Source organism: Shewanella sp. T24-MNA-CIBAN-0130, assembly GCF_040310185.1.
GTDB classification, from domain to species: Bacteria; Pseudomonadota; Gammaproteobacteria; order Enterobacterales; family Shewanellaceae; genus Shewanella; species Shewanella psychromarinicola.
The window spans coordinates 66336-83658 of the sequence record NZ_JBEOPP010000011.1 but is presented as its reverse complement, the minus strand read 5'-3'; the positions used below and the strand labels follow the sequence as shown (position 1 = coordinate 83658).

Sequence of the window (17323 nt, the reverse complement as noted above, 5' to 3'; positions counted from 1 at the left end):
AGCCACTTTTTAGCTGCACATTACGCAATTGTTATCTGTAACAGATCATTTTTAAAGTCAGTGGGCCATTATACCTAAACTGATTGCACATGTTTACGCTAATTTGGTGTAAACGAGTGATTTAAAATAGCCTGGCTACTTGTGTAATAAAATGCCTATGGCTACACTGCGCCCATGAAAAATCTGACTCCATTTTCTGAGCGTATCATCGCTTGGTATGACCTACATGGTCGTAAATCACTGCCTTGGCAGATCAATAAAACGCCTTACCGTGTTTGGGTGTCGGAGATCATGCTCCAGCAAACTCAAGTCGCAACTGTGATTCCCTATTTCCAAAAATTTATAGCGCGTTTCCCTAGCGTTATAGATCTTGCTAATGCTCATCAAGATGAGGTGCTGCATTTGTGGACGGGCTTAGGCTATTACGCCAGAGCACGTAATTTACATAAAGCAGCTCAGCATATTCGCGATGCCTTTAACGGCGAGTTCCCTACTCAGTTTGATGATGTAGTGGCTTTATCTGGAATAGGTAAATCGACTGCTGGCGCAGTCTTATCCTTATCGCTCGGACAACACCACCCTATTTTAGATGGTAATGTAAAACGGGTATTGGCCAGACATGGTGCTATTGAAGGCTGGCCTGGACAAAAAAACGTTGAGCAGCAATTATGGCAATTAACCGACACATTAACGCCAGTCAAAGATGTTGAAAAATTTAACCAAGCAATGATGGATATTGGTTCAAGTGTTTGCACCCGCAGTAAACCCAATTGCGCAGCTTGCCCTGTGGCAATTGATTGTGTGGCTCAACAAAGCGGTCTTCAAAGTCAATATCCAGGTAAAAAACCTAAAAAAATCACTCCAGAAAAATCTGCTTTTATGCTGGTTTTAGTCGATAGCAGCGAAGATTCAGTAAAAGTTCAGCTTATTCAACGTCCACCCGCGGGGATATGGGGGGGATTATGGTGTTTTCCGCAATTTGAGCACCAAGCAGAAATAAATGATTATTTAAGCCTGCATAATTTGACAGAGTCAGAGCAAGGGCTTGCAGGATTTAGGCATACATTCAGTCACTTTCATCTGGATATTCACCCGGTATTAGTTGAACTATCTCCAGATCTCGCTAGCGGTATCATGGAACAAACCTCGGCACTCTGGTATAACATAGAACAACCTGCGAAAGTCGGGTTGGCAGCTGCCACAGAACGTATTTTGGCTAATTTAGCCGTACTTTTCGCGACACATTAATTTTTATCGTAATTAAAGTTAGTAAGGGATCATCATGGCTAGCACCGTTCACTGTCAACATTTAAACAAATCCGCTGACGGCTTAGATTTTCAGCTATACCCTGGCGAATTGGGTAAGCGCATTTTTGATAATATCAGTAAAGAAGCTTGGGGCTTATGGCAACAGAAGCAAACCATGCTCATTAATGAGAAAAAACTCAATATGATGAATGTTGATGACCGTAAATTTCTTGAAGAGCAAATGACTAATTTTTTATTTGAAGGTAAAGACGTTGAAATTGAAGGCTATGTTCCGCCAGCTGAAGACGAGTAACCAGTCAATATAATCAATTGTTTTACCTAAAAATAAAGCCGCTTTACTAAGCGGCTTTATTATATCACCTTCATCGAAAAACCTCGTTGTTCGACACGAAGTGGCGTCGGTGGGCGCTCATTTATTACTCTACCTGATGCCAGTTAGTGAACTCATAGTGTTCATTATTGCTTAATGCCTTCCACTACTAATGCTAATTCAACGTTAGCAGAAGCAGGACCTAAATCCATTTTGACATCGAAGTCTTTCATCGCAAATGTCGTTGTACCACTAAAGCCTGCACGGTAACCTCCCCATGGATCTTTACCTTCACCAATGGCAACGGCATCTATGGTTAGGGGTTTGGTCACGCCATTTAAGGTAAAATCACCATTAATCACAAACTGGTTATTACCTTTATCCACTATGGATGTCGACGTAAAAGTGGCTTGAGGGAATTTACTGGTATTTAAAAAGTCTTCACTGCGCAAATGCTTGTCACGTTCGGCGTGATTTGAATCAACACTGTTAGTGTTAATTTTGACGTTCAGTTTGGCATCAGCCAATTTGTTAGCATCAAAGCTAAAGTCACCTGAAAACTCATTAAAACGTCCTACCACAAAACTATAACCTAAATGGTTAACACTAAATTGAATCGATGCATGTGCACCTTGGGTGTCGATAACATAGTCGGCCGCATTAGCTGCAACGGGTAACATAAGCGTTGAACCGATTATGGCTGCAATAAGGTGTTTTTTCATGATTTTTATTCCTTTAAATTAAGCGTTAATGGTAAATAGGTAGAGTTAATAAATAGAGTCATCATCATCGAACATAACCGTTAGCTGAACCGACGATTAATTAGATTGTTAACCAATACAACTGTTAACGAACACGGTTGGGAATAAGCATTCTTTTCAGAGTATTATCTTTATCTATAATATGATGCTTAATCGCACCTGCGCTATGCAACACAACTAGGCCAATTAAGCTATAAGCAAGGTATTGATGTATAACACCGGCAATATCAGCTTGTTCGTCAATAAAAGCATTAGGAAACGGCACGGCAAACCAGTCAAAAATCCAAATATCCCTACCATCTGCTGTAGAAATCATAATTCCTGAAAACATAATCAGCAGCATTAACGTATAAAGACTAGCATGTGCCCAGGTTGCCATACGTTTTTCCCATGGCTGATGGTTAGGTAATGCACTAGGCGTTAGTGACATAGCTCGCCACACTAATCTTAACAAGGTTAATCCGAGTAACAGCAGACCAATACTTTTATGAACATGTGGCGCAGTTTGGTACCAACTACTGTAGTACGTAAGATCAACCATCCAATAACCTACACTAAAAAGGCTAATAACTGCGATGGCGGACAACCAATGGGTCAAAATGGTTATTAATCCATAGCCAGCTGAAGTGTTTTTTAACATGTTACCTTCCTCAATAAACTCACAACATATTAACGTCATTTTTAGTAAAGAAAACTGCTAAATATAGGAGTATTCATTCGATAAAATAGAAATGAATTGTTAACCAATATTATCTGTGAGGATGATTAACCGTTTAAGTCGGTACAAGAGCGGTAAATACCCATTATAGTAAGAAACAACGCATACACTTGTCCGTTACTGGTTCGAGTCCGGTTAACTAGGATAGAAAACGAACCCACAATGGGAATTGAACACTCTATATATGGGGTATACAAGGTTAATAGCGAGTACTCAACGTTAAGTATGAGGTAATAACAGTTGTCTTTTTAGCTTATAGAGCCAAGCAAAGTCAGCGCTTAAACGCATCTTACTTAGGATGTCTTATATCGCTCCCCCCTCTTAATGCTATTAACGACTATGGTTAACCTCAAAATGGCTTAAAGAAAATCAGTAAATGGATTATGCCTGCTATTAGCTGGGTTTTGCCTTTCTTTATAGGAAACTGACACAGTTACGCTCACCGATATACTGCATGACTAGGGCCTGTTGATCTTCGCTGGTTAAATTTTGTTCGAGATAATTTTGTTCGAGATAAAAACGTTTTAATCGAGGCGAGTGGATTGCTGCCTAGCAATCTAAGCAACACTCGCTTATCAAAGACTCACTCAACAAAGGGTAAAACGTTTTTAGCCGACCCCTTCGGGCAGCGTTTGTTGGTCATTTCTACTGCGTTATCGGCTTTTTATGTAGCATAACTACACCACAAAGCCCCTGCCTTGTAGCTCATGTTAAGTAATGAGCTACAATTCGCTGCAAAAACAACATTGAAAGATCAACAGGCCTTAGTATATTAATTCCCCCCTTCGCGTTAAAAATCATCAATTACTTATAAAAAACCACCCGTTTGCACATTAACTAGCCGAACGAGTGAAAACATTTGAAAAACCACTTGCACGATAAAAACCATCACTATACTATGTGCGCACTCCAGACGAGACAGGTATTGATTACCAAGTTAATACTTAGTCTGTAGTAGTTAACTGACACTTAGTTAGTTGCCCGAATAGCTCAGTCGGTAGAGCAGAGGATTGAAAATCCTCGTGTCCCTGGTTCGATTCCGGGTTCGGGCACCACAATTTAGCCGGCATAGCTCAGCTGGTAGAGCAACTGACTTGTAATCAGTAGGTCCCGAGTTCGACTCTTGGTGCCGGCACCATAAAAACAAAAAAGCCACTCAATGAGTGGCTTTTTTGTATCTGAAATGTATTCGATTTAAGCGCTCTATTTATTGCATTTTAGCTTCTTAAAACTAAACAGGCACTCAATTGAGTGCCTGTTTTAATATAACCTTACGACACTATCGACCCAGCGCTTCAATTCGAGCTAAGCGATTAACTTGGTTAAGTGAGCCTAAATGACCGTATATAGGACCGAGTAAACCACGCTTTTTAAGCTCAATGAACTCTTCATCGGTTAGTGCATTTAATTTAGCTTCATCAATAAGATATAAACCATTAATATTACGTTTTTCACCGGCGACATCAACAGTTAGAGTCTGATTAATCAACAAGCCTTTTTCATCTAAAAAGCTCAAAATACCCCGTGTAGCTTGATCTTGTTCATAGTGACTAATCAATGCTTGCTTACGCGCTTCTAAAAATGGGGTTTCTTTACCCTCTTCAAATAATGCTTGGCCGTCTTCTTTAGTCACTTCTTTAGCATTTTCACGAATGCCAATCCACACTTTATCTTTAACGTCTGGGTTAACGACTAAGCCAAGAGGATAATCTCGTACAACCGCAGGAATATACAAGCCTTGCCATTTGCCGTCTTTTACACTTAGATTCTGACCAGGCTTTAACCCTAGCATAGCAACTGATTGAAACTCGTTTGTGTCACTATTTTTAACGAATACGATAGGATATTCAGTGGCAGCGCGATTAATTTCATGTAAGGTTACAGGCACAATGTGCTGTTCTGCCACGTGTGAAAAATCACTTGGAGTCAGTTTTAAATCACCATGTTTGGTTTGTTCTAATAATGTAATTTCGTTGGGCATCTTGGCTCCTTGAAGCACTGATTATCTTCTCTGATTTAAGTACAACATCATTGTCATACCTTAGGTTAACAAATAATTAATAACTGAAACTACCAAGTTAAATCTTAAATTCAAGTACATTTAGGCTAAATTGCGTCAATAATCACCAAGTGACCAATTCTTGTCCAAAAAAGCTTTGTATTCAATAAAAAAGAATACAATGGGCGCTGATTATCGATTTATTAGCCGGGTAATCACCTAATGCAATTTCAGTTTAGGACGTTGCCAGCGAAGTAGCTTTTGCGCAATACGGTATACAGAAGCGGAGAACCAGCCATATAAACTGGCTAAATGACGTTGGTAAAGCGAGATATACATCAAACGTGCAACGTGACCTTCAACAAAAAAGTCTCCCGAACGAAGGTTACCCATTAAATTTCCAACCGCAGAAAAACGACTGAGCGATACCAATGAACCATAGTCTTTATAAACGAAAGGTTTTTCTGGTTGAAGCTTCATCTTTAAACAAATATTGTCATATAGGCGATCGGCCATTTGGGCAGCTGCTTGGGCTCTGGGTGGTACGGGTTTACCTGATGGTAAAATTAATTGAGCACAGTCACCTAAGGCGTAAATATCATTAAGGCCTTTAACATGCATACACTCATCTACATCGATTTGATTACGTGGCGTAATAGGTAATTGGGTGAAATTTTCAAAGACCTTTGGACCTTTAACACCTGCTGCCCATACTTTTATATTGGCTTTAATCGTCTCACCTGTCGCAGTAACAAAGCCTTCTTTAGTCACTTCTTTAACCTGCACACCTAAGTGCAATTTTACCCCTAATTTTGACAGTACAGTTTGTGCCCTCGAACTGACTTGTTCAGGTAATTGGGGAAGGATTTTAGTGGATGCTTCAATTAGGTTTATATCTAAATGATCTTTGGAGATATTTTGATAACCGTACTCCCTTACAGACTCAATAACATGATGGAGTTCAGCGGCCAGCTCGACGCCTGTTGCACCGGCACCTACGATACCGATACCTAATTGGTCTTGTGTTTCATTAAGCTGTAAGAGTGCATCCATAAGCTTATGGTGAAAAAGATTTGCACTGTCTAAACTGTCTAAGAAAATACAATGTTTTTCAGCACCCGGTGTATTAAAGCTATTTGAAACCCCGCCTAATGCAAGCACAAGAGTATCGTATTCAATACTGCGCGCGGCAATGATCATCTCGCCTTCATCGTTATACACTGGAGCAAGTTGAATTTGCTTAGTGCTTGGGTCGCATTGTTCAATGGCACCTCGAATATATCGATAGCCATTCTTTAATCCGTGATCTCGATATTGCAGGCCTTCAATTGATTGATCAATCACACCAACGGCAACTTCATGTAACTTGGGTTTCCAAATATGGATGGTATTTTTATCAATCAGACTAATATCGATTAACGGACTTTTACCAAACTTCCGTCCCAATTTGGAGGCCAATGCTAACCCTGCAGCTCCGCCACCCACAATAACAATTCGTTGAACCATACATTACCTCAGAGATACCTTATGCCAGCGACTATGTAACCTAACTGTGGATAATAAACGGTTATCAAACAGCCCTTTGCTGCGCGGCCAAAGTTGCACCTACTTAAAATGGGCCCGCTATTGACACGTCAATACGCCTTACTAGCAAACGCATGGCGATTTTGATGTTGTAGACTTGAAATAAAGCCGTTTTTAACAATTTATCCCATCTCTTATCCAGAGTTGAGGTTAACTAAACAAAATGTACAATTGAAAAAAAAGGCCCTGTAGGCCTTATACTGCTTCTTCGTTTTCTTCACCGGTACGAATTCGAATGACTCGTTCAACGTCGGTTACAAATATTTTTCCATCACCAATCTTTCCTGTTCTGGCGATATCAACAATAGCATCAATCGCTCGCTCAAGAAGGTCATCTTGGATCACCAGTTCGATTTTTACTTTTGGTAAAAAATCCACCATGTATTCTGCGCCACGATAAAGCTCGGTATGACCTTTTTGACGGCCAAAACCTTTGACTTCAGACACTGTCATACCCGTAATGCCAATTTCAGCAAGTGACTCACGCACATCATCAAGTTTAAATGGCTTAATAATCGCTTCGACTTTTTTCATTAAATACTCCTGTCATCGGCTAAGTTGTTGATTAAGCATTTGTCCTGATTACAGTTTATATGCTTACTAATATCATTCAAATATCTTACTTGAAAGCGCAGCCAATTGTCGCGGCTATTTTACGTATTTATGAAAAGATATTTCGCAGCAAACTTGCTGTTCATTTTCTATACTAGATTAAGTTTTACTGCAGGACGCAGCCGACAACGTTTAAGGATGAACCAGTATGCCTCATTTTAATCACATAAAAGGCTTTAGTCTGATTGAGTTAATAGTAACTATGCTGATTGCCACACTAATTTCACTCATCGCAATTCCCTCATTTACTGCATTAATTGAACAAGTCAGGGCAAGTAGTAATATTAAAGTGATCCAACAGACCATTCAATTAGGCCGAAATATGGCAATCAGTTATGGCTCGAGGGTAACAATTTGCCCTTTAGTCGACAACTTGTGTTCATCGGATTGGAGTATTGGGTTAAGTGTATTTATTGACCGTGGGCAAAAAAACCAACTTGATGCCAGTGATAGCTTACTCCAACAAACATCTCCTTTTCATGAAAATGATTACATTGACTACAATCGTCCCGCGATTAGATTTCAACCCGATGGATTAGCTTCAGGCACTAATGGAACATTAACGTATTGCCCAGGCTCTGTTGACAGTCCTTATTCAAAAGCGGTAATTGTTAATCAAGCTGGTAGGGTAAGAGTATCAAACAAGAAAAATATAGAATGTAAATTTTAACAAAATGTAAAATGACAAAATATAAAATAATAAAGATTATTGATAAAGAATTGATTAGCAGTGATGTCTGCAAATAGTCAATTAAACACTGTCATTCATGTTGCGCTTGGTTATACTCTGTTTTATATAGCAGAGGAATTGCGCATGAAAAAAATACAATCTGGTTTTACTCTAATAGAATTGATGGTGACCATTACCGTTGCTGCAATACTGTTAGCTATTGGCGTGCCGTCGTTAACCAGCCTTTATGAAGGTATAAGAGCAAGAAGTGTTATCAGCACCATTGAATCCTCGTTTGTATTTGCCCGTAGTCAAGCCGTTAGTTACGGAAGCAGAGTTTCTATCTGTCCTATGACAACAACGTCGTGTGGGAGTGACTGGACAAAAGGATTTAGTGTATTTATTGATAATGGTACTCTTGGCTCAATGGATACAACCAATGGTATTGCTGATGTGGTTCTACGTAAAGTGGATGCGTTTAATAGTAATGACTTTATTAAATCAGATCTTTCAAGATATAGCTTTAACCCTGATGGTATGGGCACTAATGGCGGCAGTAGCGTATTTAGATATTGCCCTGGCAAAGTAACGAGCAGTTCTTCTGAAGCATTAAATATCAATTCCTCAGGGCGAATTTCAAAAGTAACTACAACAGTGGCGTGTAGCTAACCTGAGTTAAGGATAATAAACGCCTTTCAAGCAGCCCTTTGCCCTACTAACTGCGTTGAACCGACTTACAATAGACTAACTATTGACGCGTCAATTCGCCTTGTTAGTATAAAAAATAACAAACTTGAAAGTGGATTCTGCTTAACATATTGATTTTTAATAGCATATGCATCCCTTCTCCCAAGTTCAAGTTAGCTAACAAAAAAGGCATACTTATGTAAATAAGTAAGCCTTTTTGCACTATCTTCTCAATAGGATACTAATACGTTCTTTGTGCATCAAGCTCACGCACTAATACATCTTTAAAAACTTTATCTTCCGCTATGCACTCAACCACTCTTTTAACCATAAGCCGCTCATCTGAGATAGTTGGAACATACTCTGCAAGCAAAGCGCTCTGTTCTTGTATAACGAGCGCTTTATCCCACTCAAACAATGCTATGTTAGCACCATTAGCCGTTTCTATATGGCACTTATAAGGTGTTAATGTCGTTACTGCATCATCCGCAGATGAAGCATTAGCAGATATAAATATTGATAATAGAACAAAAGGTATTACTGTTCTCATTTCCAACACTCCGTAGGTGACTTAGCACCCGTTGAGGTTAACGATATTGTCGCACAAGCACTATCACGAGTCGCTTGTACACCAACGGCAGTGGCTGTCACTGTGTAATCATCTCCACTCAAGGTTGTATCGACGTTATAATAAGTATTTTCAACAACCCAAGGATCTACAGACAAACCAAGTTCTGTCATATCAGTAGTGAAGCTACGACGATCTAAATAAAATTGTTCCTGTAAATTAGCAACACGCATAACACCTGCCAAGCCATCACCTCGAGCTCCTTTAGCGACAAATTGAGTATAACTTGGATAAGCAATTGAAGCTAAAATGCCCACTATCACGACAGTGATCATCACTTCAATTAATGTAAATCCGGACTGTAACTGCTTCATTATTTATACTCTTTTCTACTCATCAATATGATAATAAATTTTATTCACGCCTGGCCCACCACGGATACATTTATTATCACCAGCAGCACAGCCATCATCATCATCATCCACTTTATCCATATCATCACCAGCAGAGCCAATACCAATTAAATACATATAACTATCTGATGTACCATTTGGTGGTATGACTAACTGAGGCGTATCAGGTACTCGTGCGCCCATTTCTAAATATTCTTGAGTATACGAACGGGTACCTTTATGTAAATCAAAGCCATACAATCTCCCTTGACCAATGGCTAAACATTGGTTCGCAGATGTATTATCTCCTGGAACATAAGAGGTAAAGAACACTCTTCCATTAATGATTGTAGAGGCCGATAAACTTTTTTCCCCTTTCGCAGCAAAGTTATAATACCAACCTCGTTTTTGACCAAATTCTATATTCTGCGCTTCGGTTGTAGGAGGTGTAGAAGACACATCATAAAGATTTACTAACGCTAACACAGCCGGGATCTCTTTACCTGTAGCGCCAGTAAACGATTTAGTCACTACATTACGGTCTTGTAACACAAAAAACTTATCTGAACGCGTAGTATCTAAAGGGTGCGGTCTATGACCACTGCCCACCGTAACGGCATCATAAGGGATATTTTGATACGTTAAGCTCGTGGTTGTATTATTAGACGAGTCAGTAACCGACACTTGAGAAATATTATTAAATATCGTTTGCGCCACTGCAGGTTCGGCAAAAAAGCGTTTATCGGTTGCTTGTGTAGATCCGCCTAAACTCGCAAACTTAAATGCAGTCCACGGACTAGTAGAACTCGTCGGTGAAGCACTGGGTAAATCCATACGCCAAATATTAGCCCCTGTGTCAGTTGCATATAATCTGTCAGTCAATCTATCACCGTTACTGTCTAATATTGCAATACTATTTGGGATGCTATCAACAATACCAGGTAACTGTGTGCCACTAGAGCCTGTACCAAATCGATACACTAGGGCTCCAGTTTCAGCATTTAAAATATAAACACTGCGGCCGGTAGTGTCATCAGTACCAACCCCTGCACCATCTTTAGTTGAAGGGTTATATCCACCGCCAATAATAACCACTGGAGAGGCAGTATCTGCGGAGGTATTGCCTGCAGGTACGCCAGGGATAAACGTGACCACAGGTTCTGCCCAAGACTGACCCATATCACTCATCCCTGTTGAGCTCGGATCAACTTTCCACATAAATTGTGGAGAATCAGGGTTGGTGATGTTAAGGGCATAATACGATTTTCCCCCGCGGCGCATACCAACAAATAGCCAAGCTTTATCAATTGCACCTGATGCATTTCTTTTTACATATGCAACAGGTGGGCTATCCATACCGTAAACAGAATGAACTCCTGTTGGTACGTTTGCCCTTAACTCACGAAGGTTAGGTAATAGTTCTTGCGGCATAAATGCCCATGACTCTTCAACACTCGCACCATTGTCTTTAAACATGTGTAAAAAGCCTGCATTAGTACCAAGCAAAATACGTATATCGGGTGAGCCCGCAGTACCATAGTTAATTGCTAACGGTTTAGAGTGCAGTGGATCACCCATAATATCTGAGCGCTTATCTGTTGTTGAACCATCTTTATCTTCATCATCAACATCGATGCCAATCGTCCAATCAAATAATTTGGTGAGTTCAGTTTTATCGACACCCATAAAGGTTGCTAACGCTGTTTCACTGCCAAGACTGATTGCAGCTTTTGACTTAGTGAAAGCTTCAATAGCGCCACCTGTACCAAAGTTCCCGTATAAAGTGCGACTCGGCGTTGATTGAAGCTTAGTTAATGCACCACCGATTTCAACATTATTACCATCACCGCCGCCGCTTGTGGCACTGCAGACAGCATCCGATGTCCAATAAGAACATGCAGACGAGGCCAAATTACCATCATCACCAATGGCGTCATTACCATTTTTATCTACAATATCACCCGACCCAGTCACTTTGAACTTTTTCAAGTTACCCACCCAACGAGGACCTTCATTAGGTAAAAACATTGCGTAGTAAACCGAGTCTAATGTTTGGGTTCTATCAAAATTATTACTGGCAATCGATGGCGAAGTAAAACTAGAGTTAGTTTCTAAAATATTAGAGAAAATCGATTGTAATGCTTCTTGTAACTTTTGAGCATTAGCTGCTGTGTAAGTTGCTCCACCACCACGTGATGCCGTTTCTTTTAAAATAGCCGCGACTGAATTTGCATCAGAACCAAAACCGATGGTGTAAGTTGAAACAGTTTGAGTGCCATCAAGGCTGGTATTGACATCATTTTTATTTAACCAACCAGCAAGAGCAGGCAAGAAACTACCAGAGTATTTATCTGAATCAGAAATACCAGAAAGATCTTTAACTAAATCATCAGCGCCACTGTCTCTAGTGGGCGCACCATCAGTAATATAAATAACATAAGCTTTGTCTTGGCATTGCTTACCCACAAATGGAGATATATAACTTCCACTAGATTCTATTGTAGTATCTCTATGAGGCGTTCTAGAGGGGTCTACATTGCCATATAAAACACTTTTACCTGCAAAATAATGATAAGCCTCATAAAGACTTTCACATAATGGTGTCCAAGTGTTTGCGGGAAGTGAACTAATTGTTGAAAGTAAACTGGGTTTATTTGTCTCATTATTGGGCGTAATACCATAAACGATACGGCCGCCTTCATCGAAGTTAAATACTGACAAACCAAAATCAACACTGGGAGTTGTGACAATAGTATCTTCTATAACGCGTTTCGCTACTTGTGATCGCGAATAATCATGTTTGGATTTTGTACTGTGATGCCAATTCACATATTTTTCGGTAAACAGAGTAATGGGCTGACCAATACCAAAATTGGTTAGTTTTGCTGTAGTTATTGCAGCATCAACTTGCGCAGTAGAGGAAGAACCATTAATAGGTGTATGTCTTTGGGGAGATGTTGATGTACCTAATCCATCAACTGGAAAACCATTAGTTACTGAACGATTAATATAATCTCTTTCCGCAATATCTTCATAACAATCGGTATATTGAATACTCGTTCCATCAGTTAAAGGTAATTCAGACCATTCACCATTTTCACCTATATATTTATGTTCACGTATATACCCAGTAAACAAACCATATTTTTCTAAGTAACCTTCTCCGACATTACAGCCATTTTTACTATTTAAAAAATATTGATTACTGGATGCCAATGGTATGCTACTAGTATTACGCGTAAAAAATAATTTAGTATTCGTCCTTAAACGCCCATTACTATTGACATTTTCATTTCCGCGTTCGTAAGGATCATCTGTATTAAAGCTTGTATCCATACTACCGGAGGTATCAAAAATAATCAGTACTTGCGGTTTAGAACCCGTACGAGCGGTAGACTCAAGCACATACAACTCAGTATCATCGGCGAAGCTGATGGATGAGTAAGCCAAAATTGCAAATAGCAATGTATAAAATAATTGTTTAAAAAACATGACCAACTCCTTCAGTTAACTTCTTGTTCAATACCAACAACCACTGTCACTAGCCCCATATTATTGCGGCCAAATGTTGAAGCGCTCGAAATTTCAAATCGACGACAAAGTATAGCAACTGAATTGCCTTTTACATTTCGTTGACAACCTACATCTCCTACAATCAATGGTGTTATGGTATTTGTAACACCTAAGTCATTATCAACTATTTGAGAAATAGCTGTCATACTTGTGAAAGTGTTGCCTGTATTTGCCAAAATAACTTTATCTTGTCCGCCTTTAGCTGAAGCCATCGCTTCAATTCTTTCTGAACCCGCACCAGCCATTCTCAATGACTGGGTCGAATTGACTGCCAATGCCACACCAATCAAGGTCATTAACACTAGGACGATTAACGAAAAAAACAACACAATTCCCTGCTGCGTCTTTATTGATGTGATCATTTACCTACCTTTCCTGCATCCACTCAAAAAAATTACGAAATGAGCTGTGATATTATTGGTTGATTAAAATTGGATTTTCTAAAACAATAGTGCTTGAAACTATTTTTCGACGAAAGTTATCATTAAGTGGTCCAATGGTCTTGTCACCTAGCTTATAAGTATTATCATTTGTATAACTTCTGTCTTCTTCGCTTGAACGAACCAATAAAAATACCCTTAAGGCAACTAAACGCTGAAACTGTTCATTATCCCACATTAACGTTGTTACGTTTTGCGCAGGCATATAACTGTCTGCTGTGCCATCACCATTAATATCAAAACCATATAAAATACGCATATTTTCTATGCCTTCTACGAGCTGTTCTTCGTTATTCATGCCGTTATTTATTGATAACGTCCGACGCCTTAAAACGGGAGTGGTGCCGTCATTACGAACAAAGTAGACATGATGCTGGTATTCCCAAATGCGGCTATTCGCTAACCCAGGGGCAGCGGCACTGCCATTGAAAAATATGATTTCATTTTTCTCAGATGCTGCGTAATAGCGTGTTGCGGTGAGAACTGTTGCTGGTGGCCCTATTAAGCGTTTAATTTGGATGACATCCGTGGCGTTATTAGGTGAAACACACGCTAATGATTCTGCACTTACGCCTTGCTCGTATCCCCACAAGCGTCTGAAATGAGAAAGTTGTGTATTAGGAAAACTGGCATTATTTAACCCTGCACCCACACAATCAGCCGTTACTGCGGTGCCAGATAACGTTGTATTACTGCCAACAATAAAATCAGTCCCCGTAATGTCACCCATAAAACCAAGCTGGCTTAAGTCGCGTTCCATAATCGCTAATGCGATTCGGCCATTTTCTTGTAATTGATTAAATTGGCTAGTTGTTGTTACATTACTGGAAGACATATTAAACATAGTAAAAAGACCAGCCGTTAAAAATAAGCTGATTAACATAGCGACCATTAACTCTACTAGCGACATGCCTCGCTGACTATGAAATGCTTTTATCATATTATAATCGCCGTATTGACAACCAATGCTCGTCGTCTATCGCTACTAGAACCACACCCTTTAATAAAAGCACTTTTGTCTGCAGTACCATCTGATGAAGATCTAACGCCTTTCCAAGTCATAACTACGGTGACATTATTGCTAGCGTCGATATCAATACAGGCCGTAGGCGAATCTAAACCACCTACATTTTTATTGTCAGAGGATTTTTCATTTTCACCTAAAAATGCCCGTTCCCATTGGTACAGGTCCCAGTTTCTGGTTTCAATATTAGTACAATTGACATTACCACCAACTGCAACATCGCAAGACGTAGCTGATGTAATCGTTGTACCTGTGTAGGTACCAGCATAAGTCGCAAGTTGACCGCTATTGATGCGCATACGATTAATAATATCATTAACATAATATGACGCTTGAGTTTGCTGAAAAGATTCGAAACTGCCCTTCTTGGCAACTAAATGAAGATTAAAAATACCTATAAGGCCTATCACTAGAATAACCAGTGAGACCATAACTTCGATTAAGGAAAATCCATTCCTTTTTGGCGACATGAGCTTCAAACCTCCCGAAAGATAAAAATCAAACTATCTTTACCTTTAAAATCTTTATTATTCTTATTTAGATTGACACTACAAGACAAATTTATATAAAACAAACTTAACATAGATGAGTCAAACTTTTATAAAACAAACTTATCATAGCTGACTTAAATGTAATCAGATAGTATCAATATTGTATATTAACTATAGTTTATAGATTAATCGATTTATCAGCACTATACTCGGTTTATTTTTTAGTACAAAAAACCCGCAAACTAGAATAGCATGCGGGTAAGTTTTACAGCATTTATTGGCGTTAATTAACGTAATTCCGCCGGAACTGCAAACACAGTGTCTTCTTTACGACCTTCAACTTCAGTTATCACACTCGGTGCAAGTGTCGCTATCGCGTTAACAACTTGTTGCACTAGCACTTCGGGCGCTGATGCCCCGGCTGTTACTGCCACTTTCTTCACCCCGTTAAACCAGATTGCTTCAACATCGGCGGCGGTATCAACTAAATAAGATTGAGTACCGGTCTTTTCAGCCAGTTCACGTAAACGATTTGAATTAGAACTATTTTTGGAACCGACAACAATCAATAAATCGACTTCAGCAGACATACTTCTTACCGCATCTTGGCGATTTTGTGTCGCGTAGCAAATATCATCCTTACGAGGTCCTTCAATGGAAGGAAAACGCTGTTTTAGTGCAGTAATGATATCTAAGGTGTCATCGACAGAAAGCGTAGTTTGAGTGACAAAACAGAGGTTATCTGGGTTATTGACCTGAAGATTATTCACATCCTCAGGAGATTCAATAAGATAAACACCACCGTTAGGGTTATCATATTGCCCCATGGTGCCTTCAACTTCTGGATGTCCCTCATGACCAATTAAAATGCACTCAACACCCTTGCGACTTGCACGGGTCACTTGTAAATGTACTTTGGTCACTAGAGGACATGTCGCATCAAACACTTTTAAACCACGGTGTTTTGCTTCTTTTCTTACTGTCTGTGATACACCATGAGCGCTAAAAATAACAATGCTATTGTCTGGTACTTGCTCAAGTTCATCAACGAAAATAGCACCTCGCTGTTTTAGGTTTTCGACCACATAACGATTATGTACGACTTCATGGCGTACATAAATTGGCGGTTCAAATAACTCTAAAGCACGTTCTACAATACTGATGGCGCGGTCTACCCCTGCGCAAAATCCGCGAGGGTTGGCGAGTAGAATATTAAGCTCAGGAGACGTTGGATCAACTTTTAGCATGTGATACCTTTTTTACTCAGTGATGACACTGACAACTTCAAGTTCAAACGTTATCGTGCGTCCTGCTAGTGGATGGTTTAAGTCGACGGTAATTGAATCGCCAGCAGTATCACGAATAATACCCGGTATTTCACTCCCACCAGGACCGCCAAAACTGACAATAACGCCTTCTTCAAGCTCCATATCTGCAGGAAAGCGGCTTCTGTCCATATAATGAACCGCATCTGGATTGGATTCACCAAATGCATCTTTTGCCGCTAAGGTAAATTGGTGCTTATCACCTTCATTTAAGTCTTTAAGCTGGTCTTCAAAAGCCGGACTTAAGCTACCATCACCAATGTTTAAGCGTGAAGGTTTACCTGATGATTTTGTACTTTCAGCTGTAGATCCATCTTCCAGTACAATATTCATATGACACAACAATGAACGACTATCTTGTTTAGTTAAATCTGTCATAGTTACTCTTGCTCCTTCAATGGCTTTGTCTCGGGTCTAAATGAGTCCCAAATGATCAATGCGGCACCCATAAAGATCCCCGCATCGGCTATATTAAACGCTGGATAATGACTGGTATTCCAGTAAAAATCGATAAAATCAACCACGAAACCATGCATTAAACGATCAATCAAATTACCTAATGCACCGCCAATAACTAACGTAAAAGCGAGGTTGCTGCGCCATAGCGAATAAGACTGCTTACGTAACCAGATCGTTAACAAGGTACTAAAACCGAGAGCAATAACGGTAAACAACCACCGCTGCCAGCCCCCTGCGTCACTTAAAAAACTGAAAGCCGCTCCGTAGTTTCGCACATAAGTGAAATTAAAAAAGGGTAAAAGCTGTATAGACTCATACAAATCAAAATTGGCAAGCACCCATTGTTTAGAGAGCTGATCGGCTAAAAACACCAATGCAGCTACCCAATACCAACGCAAGCCACTGTCTTTCCACGTTAATGGTACAGAACTCATGTATATG

At 39.7% G+C, this 17323-nt stretch carries 18 protein-coding genes and 2 tRNA genes; 6 read left to right on the top strand and 14 right to left on the bottom strand.

Annotation, left to right across the window (positions count from 1 at the left end):
* The first annotated feature begins 174 nt into the window (after positions 1–174).
* Positions 175–1248 carry an A/G-specific adenine glycosylase gene (gene mutY / locus AAEZ02_RS06915; protein WP_124012199.1) on the top strand — a complete coding sequence of 358 codons (1074 nt, stop codon included), beginning with the start codon at positions 175–177 and terminating at the stop codon, positions 1246–1248.
* A gap of 34 nt (positions 1249–1282) precedes the next feature.
* A complete protein-coding gene (locus tag AAEZ02_RS06910) occupies positions 1283–1561 on the top strand; it encodes an oxidative damage protection protein (RefSeq protein WP_351122388.1) in 279 nt (92 codons plus the stop codon).
* A gap of 164 nt (positions 1562–1725) precedes the next feature.
* On the opposite strand, the gene AAEZ02_RS06905 is transcribed toward AAEZ02_RS06910, so the two are convergent.
* On the bottom strand, positions 1726–2301 hold the full coding sequence (locus AAEZ02_RS06905; protein WP_351075879.1) for a YceI family protein: 576 nt from the start codon (positions 2299–2301) through the stop codon (positions 1726–1728).
* A 124-nt stretch (positions 2302–2425) separates the two neighbouring features.
* The gene (locus AAEZ02_RS06900) at positions 2426–2980 is read right to left on the bottom strand and encodes a cytochrome b (RefSeq protein WP_351075882.1); all 555 of its coding nucleotides are present in this window, start codon (positions 2978–2980) and stop codon (positions 2426–2428) included.
* A gap of 1057 nt (positions 2981–4037) precedes the next feature.
* Between AAEZ02_RS06900 and AAEZ02_RS06895 the strand changes: the two genes are divergently transcribed.
* Positions 4038–4113 (top strand) — tRNA-Phe (locus AAEZ02_RS06895).
* 7 nt (positions 4114–4120) lie between these two features.
* Positions 4121–4196: transfer RNA gene (locus tag AAEZ02_RS06890), tRNA-Thr, on the top strand.
* A gap of 141 nt (positions 4197–4337) precedes the next feature.
* On the opposite strand, the gene AAEZ02_RS06885 is transcribed toward AAEZ02_RS06890, so the two are convergent.
* From AAEZ02_RS06885 to glnB, 3 genes are all read right to left on the bottom strand, one after another.
* Complete coding sequence (locus AAEZ02_RS06885; protein ID WP_101034582.1) at positions 4338–5039, bottom strand: SapC family protein; 702 nt, start codon at positions 5037–5039, stop codon at positions 4338–4340.
* Between the two features lie 237 nt (positions 5040–5276).
* On the bottom strand, positions 5277–6563 hold the full coding sequence (locus tag AAEZ02_RS06880; protein ID WP_124012203.1) for an NAD(P)/FAD-dependent oxidoreductase: 1287 nt from the start codon (positions 6561–6563) through the stop codon (positions 5277–5279).
* A 273-nt stretch (positions 6564–6836) separates the two neighbouring features.
* Positions 6837–7175 (bottom strand): nitrogen regulatory protein P-II, encoded by a 339-nt coding sequence (gene glnB, locus AAEZ02_RS06875; protein WP_351122385.1) that lies wholly within the window; start codon positions 7173–7175, stop codon positions 6837–6839.
* 226 nt (positions 7176–7401) lie between these two features.
* Here glnB and AAEZ02_RS06870 point away from each other — a divergent pair, with 226 nt between their 5' ends.
* Both AAEZ02_RS06870 and AAEZ02_RS06865 read left to right on the top strand, forming a co-directional pair.
* Complete coding sequence (locus AAEZ02_RS06870) at positions 7402–7923, top strand: GspH/FimT family pseudopilin (protein ID WP_124012205.1); 522 nt, start codon at positions 7402–7404, stop codon at positions 7921–7923.
* A gap of 144 nt (positions 7924–8067) precedes the next feature.
* Complete coding sequence (locus AAEZ02_RS06865) at positions 8068–8592, top strand: GspH/FimT family pseudopilin (RefSeq protein ID WP_124012206.1); 525 nt, start codon at positions 8068–8070, stop codon at positions 8590–8592.
* Between the two features lie 259 nt (positions 8593–8851).
* Here the strand turns inward: AAEZ02_RS06865 and AAEZ02_RS06860 are convergent, their stop codons facing one another.
* The 9 genes from AAEZ02_RS06860 to lspA all read right to left on the bottom strand — a co-directional run bounded on the left by AAEZ02_RS06860 (position 8852) and on the right by lspA (position 17316).
* Positions 8852–9160, bottom strand: coding sequence for a TapY2 family type IVa secretion system protein (locus AAEZ02_RS06860; RefSeq protein WP_124012207.1), 309 nt, complete (start codon positions 9158–9160; stop codon positions 8852–8854).
* Positions 9157–9552, bottom strand: coding sequence for a type IV pilin protein (locus AAEZ02_RS06855; RefSeq protein WP_124012208.1), 396 nt, complete (start codon positions 9550–9552; stop codon positions 9157–9159). Before AAEZ02_RS06855 ends, AAEZ02_RS06860 begins: the two co-directional genes overlap by 4 nt.
* Before the next feature lie 15 nt (positions 9553–9567).
* Complete coding sequence (locus AAEZ02_RS06850; RefSeq protein WP_351122379.1) at positions 9568–13062, bottom strand: pilus assembly protein; 3495 nt, start codon at positions 13060–13062, stop codon at positions 9568–9570.
* A gap of 11 nt (positions 13063–13073) precedes the next feature.
* A complete protein-coding gene (locus AAEZ02_RS06845; RefSeq protein WP_124012661.1) occupies positions 13074–13493 on the bottom strand; it encodes a pilus assembly PilX family protein in 420 nt (139 codons plus the stop codon).
* Between the two features lie 64 nt (positions 13494–13557).
* Complete coding sequence (locus tag AAEZ02_RS06840; RefSeq protein WP_351122376.1) at positions 13558–14523, bottom strand: PilW family protein; 966 nt, start codon at positions 14521–14523, stop codon at positions 13558–13560.
* Positions 14520–15077 carry a type IV pilus modification protein PilV gene (gene pilV, locus AAEZ02_RS06835; RefSeq protein WP_124012211.1) on the bottom strand — a complete coding sequence of 186 codons (558 nt, stop codon included), beginning with the start codon at positions 15075–15077 and terminating at the stop codon, positions 14520–14522. Before pilV ends, AAEZ02_RS06840 begins: the two co-directional genes overlap by 4 nt.
* Positions 15078–15385: 308 nt before the next feature.
* Positions 15386–16345, bottom strand: coding sequence for a 4-hydroxy-3-methylbut-2-enyl diphosphate reductase (gene ispH / locus AAEZ02_RS06830; protein WP_124012212.1), 960 nt, complete (start codon positions 16343–16345; stop codon positions 15386–15388).
* Between the two features lie 12 nt (positions 16346–16357).
* Positions 16358–16801, bottom strand: a complete 444-nt coding sequence (fkpB, locus tag AAEZ02_RS06825) for an FKBP-type peptidyl-prolyl cis-trans isomerase (RefSeq protein ID WP_124012213.1) — start codon at positions 16799–16801, stop codon at positions 16358–16360.
* 2 nt (positions 16802–16803) lie between these two features.
* Positions 16804–17316, bottom strand: a complete 513-nt coding sequence (gene lspA / locus AAEZ02_RS06820; RefSeq protein ID WP_124012214.1) for a signal peptidase II — start codon at positions 17314–17316, stop codon at positions 16804–16806.
* Between the last annotated feature and the right edge of the window lie 7 nt (positions 17317–17323).